Source organism: Aestuariivirga sp. (assembly GCF_037139295.1).
Classification (GTDB): Bacteria; Pseudomonadota; Alphaproteobacteria; order Rhizobiales; family Aestuariivirgaceae; genus Aestuariivirga.
The window spans coordinates 1-18740 of the sequence record NZ_JBAXGR010000070.1; the positions used below are offsets into that span (position 1 = coordinate 1).

The window sequence follows — 18740 nt, forward strand, 5'->3', positions numbered from 1 at the left end:
CAACTCCAAGGTCTCCCTTGCCATCAGGACGAAGTAGCCATGAGCTTCACCCAGAACCAGGTCAGGAAGCTGCGCTCCAAGCTGAAGCCGCGGCACATCAAGACCCGCGCCGCGGACGGTATTACCCTGTCCTACCTCGAGGGCTGGCACGTCATCGCCGAGGCCAATCGCATCTTCGGCTTCGACGGCTGGGATCGTGAGACCATCTCGAGCGAGTGCGTGTGGAAGACGCAGGCGAATGGCCGGTACTCCGCCGCCTACATCGCCCAGATCCGCATTCGGGTCCGGGCCGGGGACAGGGTCGTGGTCAGGGAGGGAAGCGGCACCGGCGAGTCCAATGCCTCATCACCCGCCCAGGCGCATGAGTTTGCCGCCAAGGCCGCTGAGACGGACGCCACCAAGCGCGCCCTCATGACATTCGGCAATGCCTTCGGCCTGTCGCTTTATGCTGGAGCTGCCGAGGCCAGGGCGAAGCTCCCGAGCGGCCTACTCGCATCCCCCCTGGAAAGCACAAGACCTATTACCCCCACGACAAGCCAGCAGCCGAGGCCAGACGCCCCCGAGATCACAACGCAGAAGCCAGAAGCTGTTGCCTCGGAGGGGGACACGGTAACCAACCCCATAGATCCGAAAGGGACGACGCTTCTCGTTCCCGTCGCTGTGCCACACCCCAACTGGCCGCACTTCAACCCCCTCGACGAGGCGGAGCGGATGAATGCCGACCGCCAGGAGCGCGTCGACAAGTCGGCACTGGCACTCTCCGAACCACGGCGTATCAGGAACTCGGGCCACCTCGCGTTTGTCGCCTCCAAGCCCTGCCTGATCTGCGGGCGGAACCGGGCGCACGCCCACCACCTGAAGTTCGCCCAGCCCACCGCACTCGGGCGCAAGGTCTCGGATGAGTTCACCGTGCCTCTCTGCTCGACCCACCACCGGGAGCTCCACACGCATGGGGACGAACGCGTGTGGTGGGCGGCTAAGGGCATCGAAGCACTGGGCGTTGCGGAGGAGCTTTGGTTGACCACTTCCCCACGTCCACTCATGCAGGGACGGCCAACGGATGCCCGCGAACTGACGGAGCCCCCGAGCGGCGAAAACCCTGATCCGACCGCTGAACGGGTCATTAGCTCCAATGGGACGCCCAGACTGCAAGCCAGTTCAGTCGGCAGTTAAAGTCGCCTCGTAGCGGGCTAGTGGGAGAGGCAGCGTGCCACTGTTTCCTCTGCGGCCTCAGTCCAGGGGCGCAGCTTCACGCCGAAGCGGTTGGCGAAGGCGGTGCAGTCGAGCCGAGAATTTTCTGGGCGTGCCGCCGCCGTCTTGTAGTCGGCACTGGAAATTGCCTCGAGTGCCGGGGCGGGGCCGCCCCGCCTCGAGCTCTCCTGAAAGATGAAGTCGGCAAATCCATGCCAGCTCGTGCTGCCCTCACCAGTGAGGTGATACAATCCGCCCGGCTCACTTCGCAGCCTGGGTGAAATCTCCAGAATGGCCGCCGCGAGGTCGAGTGCTGACGTTGGATTGCCAACCTGATCACTGACGACCCGCAGCATTGGCCGCTCGGCGCCCACCTTGAGCATCGTCTTCAGGAAGTTGCTGCCGAAGGGGCTGAAGACCCACGAGGTCCTGAGGACCAGTGCCTGCGGGCGTGCCTCGAGAACAGCCCTCTCACCTTCGAGCTTTGAGCGGCCATAGACATTGAGAGGGCCCGTCTCATCCAGCTCCAGGTAGGGCTGCGCCTTCCGGCCGTCGAAGACGTAGTCCGTCGATATGTGAACAAACGGAACACCCAGCCTCTTCGCGGCACGGGCCGCCGCGGCAGCGCCATCCCGGTTGATGGCAAAGGCACGTTCCGTTTCGGCCTCCGCCTTGTCCACGGCAGTGTAGGCAGCGGCGTTGATGACGAGATCCGGTCGCCGCACATCTATCTGCTCGCCAATCGAAGCCGTGTTATCCATGTCGAACTCTGGCCGTCCGAGAAAGATCATCTCCACGTCGGGACGTCTAGCCGCAATCTCAGCCAGCGAAGCCGCCAGCTGCCCGGTTCGGCCAGTCACCAGTATCCTCATCAGGAGGATGCCTTGCCCAGGCGCTCACCGGCATAACGAGCCGCCCTAAGTGGCTGCCACCAGTCCTGATTGCGCATGTACCACGAGATCGTGTCCTTCAGACCAGTCTCGAAGGTGTACTTCGCTCTCCAGCCTAGCTCGCCTTCTATCTTGCTCGCGTCGATGGCGTAGCGGAGGTCGTGTCCGGGCCTGTCACCCACGAAGGTGATAAGACAGCGGCGGGAGCCACTTTTCAAGGGCACTTCCTGATCCAGGAGGTCAGCAATCGCCTCAACGACAGCCAGGTTGGTGCGTTCGTTGCGCCCCCCAATGTTGTAGGACTGCCCGAGCCGACCGCGCGTGAACACCATCGCCAGGGCGCGGGCGTGGTCCTCGACGTGCAGCCAGTCGCGCACGTTGGCGCCCTTGCCATACACTGGCAGCTGCTTCCCCTCGAGACCATTGATGATCATGAGCGGGATCAGCTTTTCTGGAAAATGATATGGTCCGTAGTTGTTTGAGCAATTCGAGAGAACGATCGGCAGCCCATAGGTCTTGTACCATGCCAAGGCGAGATGGTCGGAGGCTGCCTTGGAGGCGGAGTAGGGTGAGGAGGGTGCGTAGGCGGTGTCCTCGGTAAAGAGGCCGTCATCAAGTGGCAGCTCGCCGAATACCTCGTCGGTCGAAACGTGATGGAAGCGGAATTTCTCCTTACGGCTTGCGGGCAGGTTGTCATGGTAAGAGCGTGACGCCTGCAGCAGCGAGAAAGTTCCAATCACGTTAGTCTCGATGAAGGCTCCCGGTCCATCGATGGAGCGGTCGACGTGGCTCTCGGCTGCCAGGTGAATGACGCCATCGATGTCCTCCGCGGTCATCAACTTTTGCATGGCGTCACGGTCACAGATGTCGAGCCGGTGGAAACGGTACAAAGTGCTTCCACGCAGCATCGCAGTGGATCCCTCGGTCGCGGCGTAGGTCATCTTGTCCACGTTGACCACGTGATGACCGAGGTCGTTGACTAGATGTCTGCATAATGCTGACCCGATAAATCCAGCACCGCCCGTTACCATGACCTTCATTTTGATATTCCTAGCTCAGATTTCACCGGACGCGGCGAAGGAAGCAAGCGACATTGCTGCGCGATCCTTCTCCGAGAGCACTGGTTGTTCGCCGGGTAAGAAGGGCCAATCTATTGCGATGTCTTTATCATCCCAAATGATCCCACGCTCACAACTCGGCGCGTAGGGCGCTGAAACCTTGTAAAACACTTCGACACCCGGTTCGAGGGTCAAGAAGCCATGGGCAAAGCCTGTCGGTATGTAGAGTTGATTAAAGGCGTCAGCCGACAACACACAGGAGACCCACCTCCCAAAAGTCGGCGAGGTCGGACGAACGTCCACTGCGACGTCGTAGATCGAGCCCTTCAAGACGCGGACTAGCTTCGCCTGGGGTAAGGGACTGACTTGCAAGTGAAGTCCGCGCAATACGTTGCGCTCCGCGGAGAGGGATTGGTTTTCCTGCACCCAGTCGGCATCTATTCCGACGTCAGCGAAACGCTTGCGCTGCCAGGTCTCGGCGAAAAAGCCCCTGGCGTCGCCGAGGCGGCGCGGCGTGATTTCCCGCACACCGAGCCCTAAGTCACGCACCTCCATCAACGGCTACCTCGGGGACCGAAGCCTTCTTCCTCTCCCAAGCGCCGGAGATAACCCGCGTAGTCGTTCTTTCCAAGAATCGCCGCACGGCTCAGCAGTGCCGCGGTGTCAATCCAGCCGGCGTGGAAAGCGATTTCCTCCGGGCAGCATACTTTGATACCGGTTCGCGTTTCGATTGTGCGTATAAATGCACCGGCATCTTGAAGGCTCTCGTGGGTTCCGGTGTCGAGCCATGCGTAGCCGCGACCCAACCGCTCCACGTGGAGCTGCCCCCTCTCCAAGTATGCGCGGTTCACGTCGGTAATCTCGAGTTCCCCGCGGGGCGAGGGCTTCAGTGACTTCGCGATCTCAACTACGCCCGCGTCATAGAAGTAGAGCCCAGTCACGGCCCAACTCGAGTGCGGCCTCTCTGGCTTTTCCTCGATCGATGTCGCACGTCCCTTGGCGTCAAAGGAGACGACGCCGTACCGCTCGGGGTCTGACACGTGGTAGGCGAAGATCGTCGCTCCCGACTTCCGAGCCGCCGCCGCGCCGCACTTCGCCTGCAATTGGTCGCCGTGGAAGATGTTGTCGCCCAGCACGAGGGCTGCCGGGCCGCCACTAAGGAACTGCTCACCAATAATAAACGCCTGCGCCAGGCCGTCTGGGGACGGCTGCTCCGCGTAGGAAAGCTCGATACCAAAGGAGGAGCCGTCGCCCAGCATGGCGCGAAATAGAGGCAGGTCATGCGGCGTGGATATGACTAGGATATCCCTGATCCCGGCCAGCATAAGGACCGACAGCGGGTAATAGATCATCGGCTTGTCGAATACTGGTAGTAACTGCTTCGAGACTGCCATTGTGAGGGGGTAGAGCCTCGTGCCGCTACCGCCTGCAAGTATAATGCCCTTCATTGTAACAATTCCGCTTTCAAACAAATATGATTTCTTGCGAGCGGTTGATCTCTAGTAAAAGCATCCTTTAAACGCAAATGGAAATACGGAACATGCCACCCTGCTTGCGGGATTTCCGAGCTTCCTTGGTGATTAAACCTGCGGGCGGCAGCCCAGCCCAATCCGGGTGATTCAACACCGGTCAGGCGCGTTGAATTTCATAGTGTCCGGAACAAAAGTTTCCAATCTATTCAATTGCACAGACTATATAGAGCATTTATACAACTGACGGATACACATGGCTATACCTGTAATCACTCTGAGTTCCGGCCCATCTTTTCCCGCTCGACCGGGCCTGTCCATTCTCGAATCTGCAGCCGAGGCTGAGATTGTATTGCCTTACAGCTGCAAGGTTGGCCGATGTTCCTCATGCAAGTGCAGAATTTTGAAAGGGAAGACTGATTTGATCTCCCCGGAATTGAGCTTGACTGAGGAAGAGAAGCGCGAGGGGTGGGTTCTGAGTTGCGTTCGGACAACTGGAGAAGACATTTCAGTTGAGGTGGATGAATTCTTAAATCTGGTGCTGCCAGCAGCAAGAACGCTTCCCTGCAGAATATCAGCTCTGACGCGCGTTGCGCCGGACGTACTGAAAGTCACGTTGAGATTGCCGCACTCAACTGAGTTCAATTTCATACCGGGTCAGTACATCGAAGTGATCGGAAATAATGGCATCCGCCGAAGCTATTCACTAGCGACGGCACAAATCTCAGAGAATTGTTTTGACCTTCACATCAGGCATGTCGAAGGTGGCGCGATGTCTACCTATCTGTTCAGAGATGCCAAGCCGAACGATTTGCTTCGCCTGAATGGTCCTCTTGGCACGTTTTTTGTGCGCCAAACTGCAGCGATCGATCTGGTGTTTCTGGCTACCGGAACAGGTATTGCGCCCATTAAAGCGATGTTGGAATGGATATCTACTCTGCCAGAACCCGAAAGTCCAAAATCAGTTACTGTTCTTTGGGGTGTGCGGCATAAGGAAGACTTTTATCTTGATCTAAAGCCAGTCTGTTCGGCGTTCAAATATATATTAGTCTGCTCGGGAGCTGACGAAATCTGGGACGGTGCTCGTGGCCACGTTCAGGATGTATTTCTTTCCATGCAGCCAGACCTGCGAAATGTATCAGTGTATGCATGTGGCTCAATGGAAATGATCCAAGATGCTAGGCGGGAGCTTATAAGCAATGGATTGGCATCAAATAGGTTCTATTCCGACGCGTTTGTCTGTTCATCAAAAATATAATTTGCTTTGGAAGCAAACATGAAAGCAGTCATTCTAGCAGGTGGACTTGGCACTCGCCTGAGCGAAGAAACTACATTGCGTCCCAAGCCAATGGTAGAAATAGGCGGTAAGCCGATCTTGTGGCACATAATGAAGATGTACTCCTACCATGGCGTAAGTGAGTTTATCATCTGCTGTGGATATAAGGGGTTTCTGATAAAGGAATATTTTGCAAACTATTTTTTGCATATGTCAGACGTGACGTTCGATATGCAGGCCAACAGCATGCACGTACATGAGAGACGTGCAGAGCCGTGGAAGGTGACTCTGGTAGACACGGGTGACGTCTCCATGACTGGAGGGCGCCTGCGGCGCGTTGCCGATCATGTAAAAAGTGACGAGAATTTTTGCTTTACATATGGCGACGGTGTCAGCGATGTCGACATCTCCGCGTCCATTGATTTTCATCGCAAACACGGTAAGATGGCCACATTGACCGCCACCTATCCGCCTGGCCGATTTGGAGCGCTAGACATTAAGGATGGACAGGTGCGCAAGTTCAAAGAAAAGCCGCGCGGTGATGGAACACTGATAAATGGTGGCTTCTTCATTCTGTCTCCGAAGGTTCTAAATTTACTTGAGGGTGACCACACCGTGTGGGAGCAGGAACCATTAATGACTCTCGCGCGTGACGGCGAACTTATGGCCTTCCCGCACTACGGCTTTTGGCAACCCATGGACACATTGCACGACAAGCACCTTCTCGAGAAGATGTGGTCGGACGGCACGGCACCTTGGAAGAAATGGACTTGAGAGCTATAAACATCTCACCCGCCTTTTGGAGGGACAAGCGAGTACTCCTGACTGGTCATACCGGCTTCAAGGGAAGCTGGCTGAGCCTTTGGTTACAGTCCCTCGGTGCGGAGTTGCGGGGTTTGGCACTCGAACCACCGACCCATCCGGCATTGTTCGAGGTGGCCAATGTCGCCAGAGGCATGGATCACCGTATCGTAGATGTTCGCGACTACCCAGCCGTACAAGCGCATGTAGACGAATTCAAGCCGGACATTATCATCCATATGGCGGCCCAGCCGCTTGTGAGGCTGTCGTATGAGCAGCCAATCGAAACTTATACCACCAATGTCATGGGTACAGTGCATGTGCTTGAAGCAGCGCGACACTGCTCAGCAGTTAGAGCAATTGTGAATGTTACAACTGACAAGTGCTATGAGAATAGGGAATGGGTATGGGGCTACCGGGAAAACGACCCCATGGGGGGTTTTGATCCCTATTCGAGCAGCAAGGGTTGTGCAGAGTTGGTGAGCGCTGCCTACAGGCAGTCTTTCTTGAAGTCGGCTCGTATCGCGCTAGCAACCGCGAGAGCTGGCAATGTGATTGGTGGAGGTGACTGGGCGCAGGATCGGCTGTTGCCCGACATCCTTCGTGCCCTTCAAGGTAAACAATCAGTCCCTATTCGCAATCCGAACGCCATTCGTCCATGGCAGCACGTTTTGGAGCCGCTCTCAGGCTATCTGGTTCTTGCCGAGCGGCTTTACCTCGGCGCAGAAGAGGATGCGGGGGCATGGAACTTTGGGCCGCGCGACGAGGATGCCAGAGACGTTAAGTGGATTGTGGAGAACATGTGTTCAGCTTGGGGAAGTCATGCCGGCTGGACGATTCAGCCAGGGAACCATCCGCACGAAGCTCACTTCCTAAAGCTTGACATCTCGAAGGCGCGCCAGGTCCTTCATTGGACGCCGCGTTGGTCACTCGAGGTTGCTCTTCGCCGGATTGTAGACTGGCATCGCGCTTGGATCGATAAACAGGATATGCGCGCCTTCTGCGTCGAACAAATCAAACAGTATGGATCGCCTGATGAATGACTCCAAAGACCAAACCGCGGTGCAGCTTGAGCAGCTTCGAGGAAAGATACTGGATCTTGCGCAGCAATACGCCGATATTGCATTTGCCACTAGGCAATTCGTTCCTGGTCAAACTCCAGTTCCTGTCTCTGGAAAGGTGGTAGGATCGGGTGAAGTAAAGAAGATGATCGAAGCGTCGCTAGACGCATGGCTTACTACTGGACGCTTCAATGCTCTCTTTGAAAAGCGTCTCGCGGAATTCCTTGGCGTCGAGCACGTTATTACAGTCAATTCCGGGTCCTCGGCAAATCTTGTCGCCTTCTCGACCCTCACGAGCCCCAAACTCGGTGCCAAGGCCATCAGGCCGGGCGACGAGGTAATCGGTGTCGCCGCCGGGTTTCCCACAACCGTAAACCCCATAATCCAATTTGGTGCTGTGCCCGTGTTCGTGGACGTTGAACTGTCCACCCACAATATCGATGCGTTTCAGATAGAGTCTGCAATATCCCCGAAGACCAAAGCCATTATGCTGGCACACAGTCTTGGAAACCCTTTTAATTTGGATGTGGTTGTCTCGCTCTGCAAAAAGTATGATCTCTGGCTGATCGAGGATTGTTGTGACGCACTTGGTTCTACCTACCGTGGCCAGATGGTCGGCACATTTGGAGACATCTCTACACTAAGCTTCTATCCGGCACACCACATCACCATGGGCGAGGGCGGTGCCGTCTTCACTAACAACGCAGAACTCAGGCTCATCGCCGAATCGTTCCGGGACTGGGGACGAGATTGCTACTGCCCTCCTGGCAAAGACAATACCTGCAACAAGCGGTTCTGCTGGACCAAGCAGCACATCGGCGGAGATCTGCCAGATGGTTACGATCACAAGTATACCTATAGCCATCTCGGTTACAATTTGAAGATTACAGACATGCAGGCTGCCTGCGGACTGGCCCAACTTGATCGGCTTGATGAATTCATCGCCAAGCGTCGCGCCAATTTTGATTATCTCAAAAAACGCTTGAGTGGTCTTGTTGAATTTCTCGATCTACCTGAAGCGACACCAAACTCAGAGCCCTCTTGGTTTGGCTTTCCCATTGTTCTCAATCCACGTAGCGGAGTGAAGAGATCTGACCTGATCAACTTTCTCGAGCAGAACAGGATAGGAACTCGCCTACTTTTCGCTGGCAATCTAACAAAGCAACCTTACATGTCGGGCCGGAATTACAGGACGTGTGGTGATCTCCCCAATACCAACGTTGTAATGAACCAAACTTTTTGGCTGGGTACTTTTCCGGGTTTGAATAACGCGCACCTTGAATACGTAGCGGAAAAACTCGAGGAATTCTTCGGAGTAAACTTCTAATGAAGCCCGATCAACCCCCCGTGGATCACAACATAGGAAGGAAGCATTTCTGCCCCACACGGATGCGACGTACAATTCTTGAAATGGCTTACGCCGGGAGCACTGTGCATATAGGATGTGCCTTTTCGATCGTAGAGCTCATATCCGTACTCTACCGAAACTATCTTCGTTATCCTGAAAACAATCCCGATGCTGAAGGTCGCGATTATCTCGTGCTCAGTAAGGGACATGGCGTGATGGCGCAGTATGCATGCATGCATGAGCTCGGCTGGATATCTGACGAACAGATCAAGGGATACTTCGCCGATGGAAGTGAGTTGAAGGGCCTATCAGACTCACGCGTGCGAGGTCTCGAGGTTACCTCCGGTTCGCTTGGTCACGGATTTTCCGTGGGCGTTGGCATTGCGATGGGTTTGAAGAGGCGCGGTACCGATCAAAAGGTATATGCCATTCTTGGTGATGGCGAGCTAAACGAAGGCGCTGTGTGGGAGGGAGTGCTCGTTGCTGCGCATCACGATCTGGACAACTTGATGCTAATTGTTGACCAGAATGGGTTTCAGGCCATGGGCTCAACCGAAGAGATTTTAAAACTCGGTGATTTGGATGATAAATTTCAAAGTTTTGGCTTCCAGACTGCGGAAGTTGACGGACATGACGAAGTGGAAATTGACACTGCCATCAGCAAACTGTGGGCAGAACGAACTGGAAAGCCGAAGGCACTCGTCGCGCGCACCGTGAAGGGTAAGGGCGTTCCATTCATGGAGTCCGATAATCGCTGGCACTATACCAGGTTGACTGAAGATACCTTTGCGCAGGCCGTTGAGGCGCTCAAAACCTCAAGAGATCAATTGTGAGGGAAGCATTTTCTAATGTTCTGGTACAGCTTGCTCGTCAAGATAATCGAGTGCTGCTCCTCACCGGCGATCACGGATATGCTCTGTTCGATGAGTTCCGCAAGTCATGCCCCACCCAATACATAAATGCCGGAATCGCTGAGCAGAACATGGTTGGAATGGCTGCCGGGTTGGCGGGGCTGGGTTATCGTCCTTTTGTTTACGGCTTGGCAGCCTTCGTGCCCGTTCGCGTCATTGAGCAGATAAAGCTAGATGTCGCGCACGATGATAGGCAGGTCGTCTTCTTGGGCGATGGAGCGGGTTTTGTATATAGCCATCTTGGAACAAGCCATCAATCTACCGAAGACATCTCGTGTACGCGCGCAATTCCGGGCCTGGAGATTCTCTCTCCTTGTGATCGGCATGAGATGGTTAGCTGCTTAAACTATGCTTACAATCGTCGCCGCTCGGTCTATCTCCGCATGGGAAAGTCAGACCGTGGCGACGTTCACAGCGCACCGATTGCGGTTCTTGAGCCGGGCCGGCTGCTGAAGGTGAGGAGCGGTCATCCTGATCGACCTGCAATTATTGCAACCGGCTCCATGGTGCGTACTGCACTCGATATCTCGAACGATATTGATGCGACTGTCTGGAGCGCACCGATACTTAAGCCGCTGAACGCGGCCGATGTGTGCTACGCCAGCTCTTCCGCTGCGTGCGTTGTTACAATTGAAGAGCATTCGATTTACGGCGGTCTCGGGAGCATCATTGCAGAGATCCTCTCTGAGCACGCCCCTGCGAGAGTACTTCGGATAGGTGTGAATGACCGCTTCTCGAGCTACTGCGGCAGCTACCAATATCTTCTTGGTGAACACGGGCTCGATTTGCCGAGCATCCGCTCGAAGATAATGTCATATGTCAAAGTCTAGCCTACCAAATTATATAACCTCGGAACCCCTCAGCTGGTGAGAGTAATGAGGACTGATAACTCCTCGGTCTGTCCCTTGAACATTCCCTTAGATGACATACTTCATTTTAGGGCTCACACCCCAATTCATGATTGGGAAACGCTAGCCGGATGCCGCCTATTCATCACTGGTGGTACAGGCTTTGTCGGAAAGTGGATACTTTCTAGCCTGCTCGACGCTGACAAACGCCTATCCCTTGACTGTCAGATTTCCGTACTGAGCCGAAACCCCGAACGGTTCTTGAGTGAATGGCCTGGCCTCCGGGGACGAGTCGAGTTTGTACCGGGCGACGTGCGAACCTTCGATTTTCCTGACCACGATCTGGATGTTGTCATCCATGCAGCTACCGATGTGGCGGTCTCCGCTCCGCCAGCGGAAGTGTTTTCGACCTGTGTTGCGGGCACCAGTCGTGTTCTAGAACTTGTTCGGACAAACTCAGTTCGCAAGCTAATGCTCATTAGCTCGGGTGCAGTCTATGGCCCTCTGCCGGATGGCATGACGCATGTACCGGAAACATACATGGGAGGACCTGACCCTCTTCGGGCCTCCTCTGCTTACGCAGAAGGAAAGCGCGTCTCGGAATGGCTTGCATGTCGAACTGCTGAAACGGGTGTGCACGTCTCGATAGCAAGGGTATTTGCTCTTGTTGGGCCACACTTACCACTTGACGCGCACTTTGCTATTGGGAACTTCATTTCAAACGCATTGCGTGGGGAGGATATCAAAATCGAGGGGGATGGGAGATCATATCGTAGCTATCTCTACGCAGCCGATATGGTCGCTTGGCTCTGGGCAATTTTATTTCGAGGGAGATCATCCGTTGCTTACAACTTGGGAGCAGAGCAAGTTATCTCCATTGCAGACTTGGCTCAAGTTGTACGGGACAGCATCAACCCACGAGTCGATATTTCGATCAAGCGACCCACAATACGTGGAGCAGCGCCTAGCTACTATGTGCCGTCGACTGAAAAAGCGCGGAATGAGCTCCATTTATCAGAGTCTGTAAGTCTGCCGGAGGCAATAAGTCGAACTGCCGCATGGCACCGTGGCAGAACTGCATCTCTTCACTCGGCCGAATGCTGATGAGGCTACTTGCTAAACGGGAATTTACCTATCTGCTTGTCGGTGGCTTTAACAGCATTGTGGGCTATTCGATCGTAGTCGGTCTGTACTATATTTTGAGATCTCGTTTAGACATTCTTGCGATCGGCGCAATTGGTAACATACTTGCGATCAGCATATCATTCTTAACTTATAAGACATTCGTTTTCAAAACAGATGGGCGATGGCTTCTGGAGTATCTGCGCAGCTATCTGGTCTACGGGTTCGCGGCATTGATGAACATTCTTCTCCTCTGGCTATTTGTTGAGAAGTTCTCCTTCAACGTCTGGCTTGCACAGGGCATGTCCATGTTGCTGACGGTAGTTCTTTCCTATATTGCTCATTCGAGGTTCACGTTTAGCAGAAGATGAAGTCTGATCAGAGTGGGATGAGCAGAAATGAGCGGGTCACGAAAACTGATTAGCTTGGTATCGCCGTGTTATAATGAAGAGGCGAACGTCGAGGAACTCTACAGGCGAGTCTGTAATGTACTGGCTGCAATACCTCAGTATGAGTTTGAATACGTGTTCATTGACAACGCCTCAACGGATAATACCGTGGGTAAACTCAAATACCTTGCGTCCATAGATCCTCGGGTTAAGATTATTGTCAACAACAGGAACTTCGGTCATATCCGGTCACCTTACTGGGGCCTACTGCAGACAGGTGGAGAAGCAACCATACTCCTGGTTTCTGATCTGCAGGATCCTCCCGAGCTAATACCGCAATTCATTGACGGCTGGGAGCATGGTTACAAACTTGTTCTTGCCGTTAAGCCAGTAAGCCAAACGAACCGCTTAGTTCACCTCATACGTAAGCTATATTACCGTGGTCTTGATCTCATATCTGAAGTGCCAATAGTCAAAGATACAACTGGTTTCGGGCTCTATGATCGAGCAGTGCTCGACGCCCTTCGCATGATTGACGATCCCTACCCATACCTGCGCGGATTGATTTGCGAACTGGGGTATCCTGTGAAGACAGTCTCCTTCAATCAACCTCGTAGGCTGAGGGGAGTATCAAAAAATAATTTCTATACCCTATATGACATGGCGATGCTGGGGATAGTAAGTCACTCAGTCGTTCCTCTACGACTGGCGGCCTTCTTCGGCTTTGCCAGCGGACTTCTCAGCATTCTGTTAGGGATTGTATATATATTCGTTAAATTGATCTTCTGGAGCAGTTTCCCGCTTGGAATTGCACCAATTGTAATCGGCATGTTCTTTATGTTTGGAATACTCCTTCTTTTCATCGGAATTTTGGGAGAGTACGTGGCATCAATTCATACTTATGTAAGAAATCGACCAGTCGTGGTGGAAAAGGAGCGTATCAACTTCGACAGAACGTGAACCTCAGAAGCCCACTCTATTTTAGGTAACTACTGAACCGTCCAGTTCACCGTCTCAGACAAGATTTCGCCACCGCCGGAATATCGTTCAGCGACCCTGAGTTTGAGTATGCCAGGTGATTTAAATGCTGCCCTTGGTACTATTGCGGTGATCAGATTTCCCTGCGGGGTACTGCTTAGTTCGAGACTATCAAGAGTCAGAACCGCATCCGGTGATAGACGGCGGGAAACCATGACCCAGATTGCTGAGGAACCGTCCGGCTGCACGTTAAATCCTTGAGCGTGTTGCACGCGCTCGGGACCGTACCCTGTTATTCGAATGAAGGTTTCTTCCGTTGAACTCCTTGAGAGCGAAGCGATGTAACCTGTCGAAAGTAGGAAAGCCGAAGCAGCCAAACCGAATACTATTCGACGCATCGAAGATCTGCATAAAAATGATCCAACGAGTCGGCTGTTTGATATCGCCCATTCGCTTGTTGCACGCCCCAACTTATTTGCAGGTATTTCACAGAAATGCCACGACAACAATGCGAACAGAAGCGCTAACGCACAGGACGCAAGCATTCCGATGAACAGCGGAGCATGCGGAAACGAGTGTGCCACTACCTGCTGTATTGGGAAGCCATATAGGTAGACCCCATATGAGTAGTCACCAGGTAAGCGCAACCGATTCATCCAAGATCTTGAAAAGATGTATAGACATGCAAATGCGAAAGCCGATTCGGCAAAGAACGGGTAAACCGAATAGGGACGCGACGCAATGGCTACAGCAGCTAGCGAAACACTCGCAACAAGTGACAAAGGTATGAACGTCTTCAGAATGCTAAATGACGCTCCGAGTCCGAAGAGCAACGCGTGTTCCCCAAGGGCCTCGCTAACGGTAAAGCCGGGGAACAACTGTTGGATAAAGCCATAGATAACAAGGCCGATTGCGATCAAGGCCGAGAATGTTTTGTTTAGCGCACCGAGAACGAAGATGAACGCGACACAGACGTAGAGCCGGAGTTCACCTGGCAAGGTCCATAAGGAACCATTTACACCATGTTTGCTCTCGCTAAATACGCCGGGCAGGTGCCACTGCATGTCATTTGATAGACGTAGATTATTGGTCAGGTAAGACCAGGTGCCAGGATCTCTGAAATACTCAGCAAGAGACAACGAGGTAAAAGCTGGTCCAACAAAAAAGATTGTAAACATCAGACACAAGAATAAGCCTGGAAAAATACGCATAAATCTACGAATGGAGAAGTCTAGAACAGAATTACTTCGCCGAATGCTCTCCGTAACGAAGAGACCACTCAATAGAAAGAAGACGCTAACCGCGAGATGGCCAGCATAGCCGAAGCCAAGTAACCAAGAAAATGGATCAAACCAATTTCTGTTGGGATAGAAGGCAGGAGTGTGACCGTAGATCACCATAAATGCAAGTAACAGCCTCAGCAGATCGAAATTGTTGGAGCTATGTCCAAGAACATGATCGAGCTGACGATCACTCGGTCTCATTTGCGTTTCCTTCGGAGTATCCATAACAAGTAAATGAGATTGTCGAGGGCCGCGGCCTTAATCAGTTAGTGCCTGACGAGTTGAGCCGATTCAGTGCATCCTTGAAATAGGGGTTTGGTGTTGAGGTACTGTCCAAACGCACTGCGCGCTCGTAAGCGTCTCGTGCAGCAGCGTTAAGACCTTGTTGCTCCTGGGCTTGTCCAAGGAAGAAAAAGAGATATGAATCTTTGCTGCGCGTAGAGAGTATGGCGGCCTGCAGTATCTGCGAAGCCTTGGCCGGTTGATTGTACTGGAGGTACGCACGCGCGGCGCTGATTGCTTGGGAGGGGGTGGTCGCTTCTGCATCCACTTCTGGAAAGAAAATATTCTTTGGCGGCTTGGTGATCGCATAACGTAGCGTGCCATCCATGTTCAAGGCTATGACCATGTCATAAACGCCTGGGTCAACGGAATCCGGATGCACAAAGGTAACACTTTCAATTGAAGAGGGAAGAGCCTTTTCGAAATATGAGACTACGTCAAATCTCACTGATCGATTCCCAATAAACTCTGCAAGTGACTTTGGCCGGGAGAAAGGGCTGAATGGGAAAGTGATACCGGAGACCAATACACGGGAGCTACGAGAGCTCGGGAGGCTAGATATGTTCTCAGATATAGCCTTCAACAGGTTTCTTTGTGTCGCTTCTTGCAGAAGAACCCACTGATTGGCTTTGTAGCTCGACGAATGTCCGACCGGACTGAGCAGCACCATTGATGCGGTTGACATTGCTAACAGACCATAGTGGCGCCCCACGTGCACGGCAAAAGGCAACAAGAATATGGAAAAGAGTAGATAGGTAGCCCCTATGCTGTAGCCCAGGTAAAAGTGATTCCTGATAATCGAATTCGGGAGCAGAGATACAGAGCTAGCAACCAGAATAACCAGCAGAAGAAAAGAGTGCTTCGTTCTCTGCTCCCTATCAATCAGCGCGCAAATCCCCGATATCACGAGGCCGATCGCCAAGAACCAGTTCATAGTCCCTGCTATGTATCGACTTAGTTCGTTCAAAACGAAACCCGGCGCTATTGAAATCGCATAGTCACCCGTTCCGGATACGAACGGAGAACCTGTTGCCTTCTGATGCACTAATGCAAGAATGGCTGTCGCAAGTACGATAAAGAACGGACTTAGTCTTGCTGTAAAATTGCCCTTGCTGACTAATGCATAACCCATGCTAACGGTCAATGCGGAGAGAACAAATGTCTCCTTGAATAGGAAAGAGAGCAAGCAGAGCATGGCAAGTATGATGGACGCAATTGCTTGTGATCGAGCTACATAATTCGAGTATATAGCACCTCCACAAAGCAAGAGGGCCATGGATGCCTGTGCCAAACAGTCGTGGGTATAAAAGACATAAAAGGCGGGAGATGAGAAAATAGCAAAGAAATACGCAATCAATCCGACAACATAGGCGCCTGAAAACCGCAGCGAGAACACCCGTCTGGTAAACATCGCAACTGCTGTCGCGTTAAAAATGCAAATTGCCACGATAATCGATATGGCGCCGTGTAGACCCGCCATGCCAATCACATACATGAATAGGTAGCCAGCCGGTCGCGCACCCTGCAAAATGCGAACACTCGCACCCGGAGTATTTGCGAGCTCGGTAATCATATAGAAGTCACTGTGATGGGGCCAGAGTGGCGAGAAGTAGCCAGGGAAAACAATCGTCAAGACGCAGAAATAGGTCGCAAGGCTTAGTGCATAAGTTAAAGCAAACTCCTTGGCGGCTCTGTATCGGACTACTTTCATTGAGAGCTTTCGTTGTTTCGCGAAGTCGTTCTAGAGTTTCTTTGATACGTGTAAGCGATTAAGGTACGCCGGCTCCGGCAATTCCAAGCGAATCGAAAAGCGCTTGAACTGAGCGACGGATAGAAGTTCTCGAGTAATGTTCGATTGCATATGCACGACAATTACCGGCAAGTTGCTCGAGTTGATGAGATGACGAATGAAGATCAACAATCAGTTGAGCAAGTTCCGTTGCTGTTTCCGCCTGGAACCTTATCTCACTAAGTCCTCGCGTCGACATGCCTTCGTAGGCCATAGAAGTTCCAACCACAGGGATACCAAAGAGCAAGCTGCTTGCTACCTTACCCTTAAGACCGGCGCCATACCTGAGGGGGGCAATGCTGATTCGGATCTTGTTAAAAATCTCCGAAAGATCCGATACAAATCCTACAGGTATTACATCAGGTGCAGAAAAAGTCTGGAATCTATCGGGCATGTTGGACCCGACAATGTAAAGCGGAAAGGCTGGTGCCGAACGTGCCGTCAAGATGTTTCGAACTTCGGGCCAGATAGAATCCAGCAAAAAATCTACCGCGTCAACATTGGGTAAGTGTTGAAATCCACCTACGAATAGGACACCACAGCGTTCGCTCACAGTTGTAGATACTTGAGTTCCTACATCCCTGATCAGGGGTATGGCGCTGACGTTCGTTTTACCAAGCTTTATTAGGAGGTCTCGCTCTGTTTCACTCAGCACGACTGTGCTGTCCACCTGCTCCATAAGACCCAGTTCAATCCGCTCGGTTTCCTTTGCGCGCTTCAACTTTTCTTGATCACTCTTGAGCTCGGCCTCGCGCTGTTCTCTCAAGAAGTGCAGGTCCACAGTATAGAAGATCGTCTTCGCGCTGGGGCAGAACTTCTTGACAGTTGGGAGTGCTTTGCTTGTCACATCGGTGCGTGCCATAAGGCACAGTTCAAAAATGTCACCCCGTTCCTGAAGATAGGAACCTAGAGTCTTGTAATAGGGGGCGTAGACGCATTCCACGCCCAGACGCTGGAGAACATCCGTGTAGTGACCAAAGTGCAGAAAATTGGTGATTGGGACAAAGTGCACACGCCAGTTTAATTCAACTAGGATTTTAATGAGGTTTATCATGTCGAGAGAACCGGAATCCTGGTCCGGAGTTGGCGTGCAGGCATCGATGATTAGTATGTGGCGGGACTTCTGGCGATCACACGACAAGTAGGGTTCAAATGCATTCGGAGTTAACCCGCTAAGCTCACTCGCCCACTTGTCAATGAACTTAACACGGTTGATTTCCTGGAATTGCTTCGTTCCTTGGGTAACGTCGGTACCTGATGACACACCTTCAAAATGGATCACGCGGGAATAGGGCTGGTAAACTACCCGCAAATCGGCTTGGCGAACAGCCATGGCTAGGTCCGTGTCCTCGTAGTAGGCCGGCGTGTAGAGAGTGTTGAACTTCCCCAGTCGGTGGAAAACTTCGGTTGGCACCATGATCGAGGCGCCGGAGATGTAATCCGCATCTCGAACATAGTTGTATGCGCTATGGGTTGGATCCTGTCGATGTCCCCAGTTCCCAGCGCTTCCGTCCTGCCAAATAATGCCACCAGCTTCTTGCAGGTATCCATCCGGGTAGATGAGCTTGGACCCAACCAACCCAGCGTTGGGCTCCTTCTGGAATGTGAGTAGCAATTCATCTAGCCAGCCAGCCTCCACCTCTGTATCGTTGTTCAAGAAGTGCAAGTACTGTCCCCTTGCCTCAGATGCTCCATAATTGCAGGAGCGCAAGAAGCCTTGGTTCTGTTCGTTTCGAAGAACCCGAATACCCTTGATTTTATCCAACATCTCTAGAGAGGCGTCAGGCGACAAGTCGTCAACGACTATGATCTCAAACGCAACTGCCGGTAGATTTAACGCTATCGAGGCAAGACAACGAAGTGTATATTCTACCTTTCCGTAAATAGGAATGATTACGGAGACAATAGGGCTGTTGAATAGCGGAAAGGACATTCTCTCGGGGCTCCGAGAGAGCGCCTCTATAGCTCGTGAGCTTTTTTCCCGACTTTTTAGCGTGAGTAGATTTGCTTTGGCATCCTGTTTCCGCAGAGCATCCTTGATTGA

At 52.7% G+C, this 18740-nt stretch carries 16 protein-coding genes; 9 read left to right on the top strand and 7 right to left on the bottom strand.

Going from position 1 to position 18740, the window contains the following annotated elements:
• Nucleotides 1-39 precede the first annotated feature (39 nt).
• Nucleotides 40-1173 (top strand): Rad52/Rad22 family DNA repair protein, encoded by a 1134-nt coding sequence (locus WCJ41_RS15470; RefSeq protein ID WP_336906734.1) that lies wholly within the window; start codon nucleotides 40-42, stop codon nucleotides 1171-1173.
• A 17-nt stretch (nucleotides 1174-1190) separates the two neighbouring features.
• On the opposite strand, the gene rfbD is transcribed toward WCJ41_RS15470, so the two are convergent.
• From rfbD to rfbA, 4 genes are read right to left on the bottom strand one after another with little or no spacing between them, the layout of a single operon-like run.
• Nucleotides 1191-2051, bottom strand: coding sequence for a dTDP-4-dehydrorhamnose reductase (gene rfbD, locus WCJ41_RS15475; protein ID WP_336906735.1), 861 nt, complete (start codon nucleotides 2049-2051; stop codon nucleotides 1191-1193).
• A gap of 11 nt (nucleotides 2052-2062) precedes the next feature.
• Nucleotides 2063-3121, bottom strand: coding sequence for a dTDP-glucose 4,6-dehydratase (gene rfbB / locus WCJ41_RS15480; protein ID WP_336906736.1), 1059 nt, complete (start codon nucleotides 3119-3121; stop codon nucleotides 2063-2065).
• A 15-nt stretch (nucleotides 3122-3136) separates the two neighbouring features.
• Nucleotides 3137-3694 carry a dTDP-4-dehydrorhamnose 3,5-epimerase gene (gene rfbC / locus WCJ41_RS15485; RefSeq protein WP_336906737.1) on the bottom strand — a complete coding sequence of 186 codons (558 nt, stop codon included), beginning with the start codon at nucleotides 3692-3694 and terminating at the stop codon, nucleotides 3137-3139.
• A complete protein-coding gene (gene rfbA / locus WCJ41_RS15490) occupies nucleotides 3694-4587 on the bottom strand; it encodes a glucose-1-phosphate thymidylyltransferase RfbA (RefSeq protein ID WP_336906738.1) in 894 nt (297 codons plus the stop codon). The genes rfbC and rfbA overlap by 1 nt, the downstream gene beginning before the upstream one ends.
• Before the next feature lie 277 nt (nucleotides 4588-4864).
• Between rfbA and WCJ41_RS15495 the strand changes: the two genes are divergently transcribed.
• The 8 genes from WCJ41_RS15495 to WCJ41_RS15530 all read left to right on the top strand — a co-directional run bounded on the left by WCJ41_RS15495 (nucleotide 4865) and on the right by WCJ41_RS15530 (nucleotide 13324).
• On the top strand, nucleotides 4865-5866 hold the full coding sequence (locus WCJ41_RS15495; protein ID WP_336906739.1) for an FAD-binding oxidoreductase: 1002 nt from the start codon (nucleotides 4865-4867) through the stop codon (nucleotides 5864-5866).
• Nucleotides 5867-5884: 18 nt separating this feature from the next.
• Entirely contained in the window at nucleotides 5885-6658 is a 774-nt protein-coding gene (rfbF, locus tag WCJ41_RS15500) for a glucose-1-phosphate cytidylyltransferase (protein ID WP_336906740.1), read from the top strand.
• Nucleotides 6649-7728, top strand: coding sequence for a CDP-glucose 4,6-dehydratase (gene rfbG / locus WCJ41_RS15505; protein WP_336906749.1), 1080 nt, complete (start codon nucleotides 6649-6651; stop codon nucleotides 7726-7728). Before rfbF ends, rfbG begins: the two co-directional genes overlap by 10 nt.
• The gene (gene rfbH, locus WCJ41_RS15510; protein WP_336906741.1) at nucleotides 7721-9073 is read left to right on the top strand and encodes a lipopolysaccharide biosynthesis protein RfbH; all 1353 of its coding nucleotides are present in this window, start codon (nucleotides 7721-7723) and stop codon (nucleotides 9071-9073) included. Before rfbG ends, rfbH begins: the two co-directional genes overlap by 8 nt.
• Entirely contained in the window at nucleotides 9073-9927 is an 855-nt protein-coding gene (locus WCJ41_RS15515) for a transketolase (RefSeq protein WP_336906742.1), read from the top strand. The genes rfbH and WCJ41_RS15515 overlap by 1 nt, the downstream gene beginning before the upstream one ends.
• A 50-nt stretch (nucleotides 9928-9977) precedes the next feature.
• A complete protein-coding gene (locus WCJ41_RS15520) occupies nucleotides 9978-10835 on the top strand; it encodes a transketolase C-terminal domain-containing protein (protein ID WP_336906743.1) in 858 nt (285 codons plus the stop codon).
• A 1076-nt stretch (nucleotides 10836-11911) separates the two neighbouring features.
• Nucleotides 11912-12346 (top strand): GtrA family protein, encoded by a 435-nt coding sequence (locus WCJ41_RS15525; RefSeq protein ID WP_336906744.1) that lies wholly within the window; start codon nucleotides 11912-11914, stop codon nucleotides 12344-12346.
• A 27-nt stretch (nucleotides 12347-12373) separates the two neighbouring features.
• A complete protein-coding gene (locus WCJ41_RS15530; protein ID WP_336906745.1) occupies nucleotides 12374-13324 on the top strand; it encodes a glycosyltransferase in 951 nt (316 codons plus the stop codon).
• A 29-nt stretch (nucleotides 13325-13353) separates the two neighbouring features.
• Here WCJ41_RS15530 and WCJ41_RS15535 read toward each other — a convergent pair whose 3' ends face one another.
• The 3 genes from WCJ41_RS15535 to WCJ41_RS15545 all read right to left on the bottom strand — a co-directional run.
• Nucleotides 13354-14826 carry an acyltransferase gene (locus WCJ41_RS15535; RefSeq protein WP_336906746.1) on the bottom strand — a complete coding sequence of 491 codons (1473 nt, stop codon included), beginning with the start codon at nucleotides 14824-14826 and terminating at the stop codon, nucleotides 13354-13356.
• A 61-nt stretch (nucleotides 14827-14887) separates the two neighbouring features.
• A complete protein-coding gene (locus WCJ41_RS15540) occupies nucleotides 14888-16480 on the bottom strand; it encodes a hypothetical protein (RefSeq protein ID WP_336906747.1) in 1593 nt (530 codons plus the stop codon).
• Nucleotides 16481-16676: 196 nt separating this feature from the next.
• Nucleotides 16677-18740, bottom strand: a 2064-nt coding sequence (locus WCJ41_RS15545; protein ID WP_336906748.1) for a glycosyltransferase, incomplete at its 5' end; no start/stop codon positions are given.

Bases quoted from the DNA above. Each gene is read 5' to 3' on its own strand.
- rfbA (WP_336906738.1), bottom strand. From the start codon at position 4,587: ATGAAGGGCATTATACTTGCAGGCGGTAGCGGCACGAGGCTCTACCCC.
- rfbG (WP_336906749.1), top strand. From the start codon at position 6,649: ATGGACTTGAGAGCTATAAACATCTCACCCGCCTTTTGGAGGGACAAG.
- rfbF (WP_336906740.1), top strand. From the start codon at position 5,885: ATGAAAGCAGTCATTCTAGCAGGTGGACTTGGCACTCGCCTGAGCGAA.
- WCJ41_RS15535 (WP_336906746.1), bottom strand. From the start codon at position 14,826: ATGAGACCGAGTGATCGTCAGCTCGATCATGTTCTTGGACATAGCTCC.
- rfbB (WP_336906736.1), bottom strand. From the start codon at position 3,121: ATGAAGGTCATGGTAACGGGCGGTGCTGGATTTATCGGGTCAGCATTA.
- WCJ41_RS15525 (WP_336906744.1), top strand. From the start codon at position 11,912: ATGGCACCGTGGCAGAACTGCATCTCTTCACTCGGCCGAATGCTGATG.
- WCJ41_RS15540 (WP_336906747.1), bottom strand. From the start codon at position 16,480: ATGATTACCGAGCTCGCAAATACTCCGGGTGCGAGTGTTCGCATTTTG.
- WCJ41_RS15515 (WP_336906742.1), top strand. From the start codon at position 9,073: ATGAAGCCCGATCAACCCCCCGTGGATCACAACATAGGAAGGAAGCAT.
- WCJ41_RS15470 (WP_336906734.1), top strand. From the start codon at position 40: ATGAGCTTCACCCAGAACCAGGTCAGGAAGCTGCGCTCCAAGCTGAAG.
- WCJ41_RS15495 (WP_336906739.1), top strand. From the start codon at position 4,865: ATGGCTATACCTGTAATCACTCTGAGTTCCGGCCCATCTTTTCCCGCT.
- WCJ41_RS15530 (WP_336906745.1), top strand. From the start codon at position 12,374: ATGAGCGGGTCACGAAAACTGATTAGCTTGGTATCGCCGTGTTATAAT.
- rfbH (WP_336906741.1), top strand. From the start codon at position 7,721: ATGAATGACTCCAAAGACCAAACCGCGGTGCAGCTTGAGCAGCTTCGA.
- rfbC (WP_336906737.1), bottom strand. From the start codon at position 3,694: ATGGAGGTGCGTGACTTAGGGCTCGGTGTGCGGGAAATCACGCCGCGC.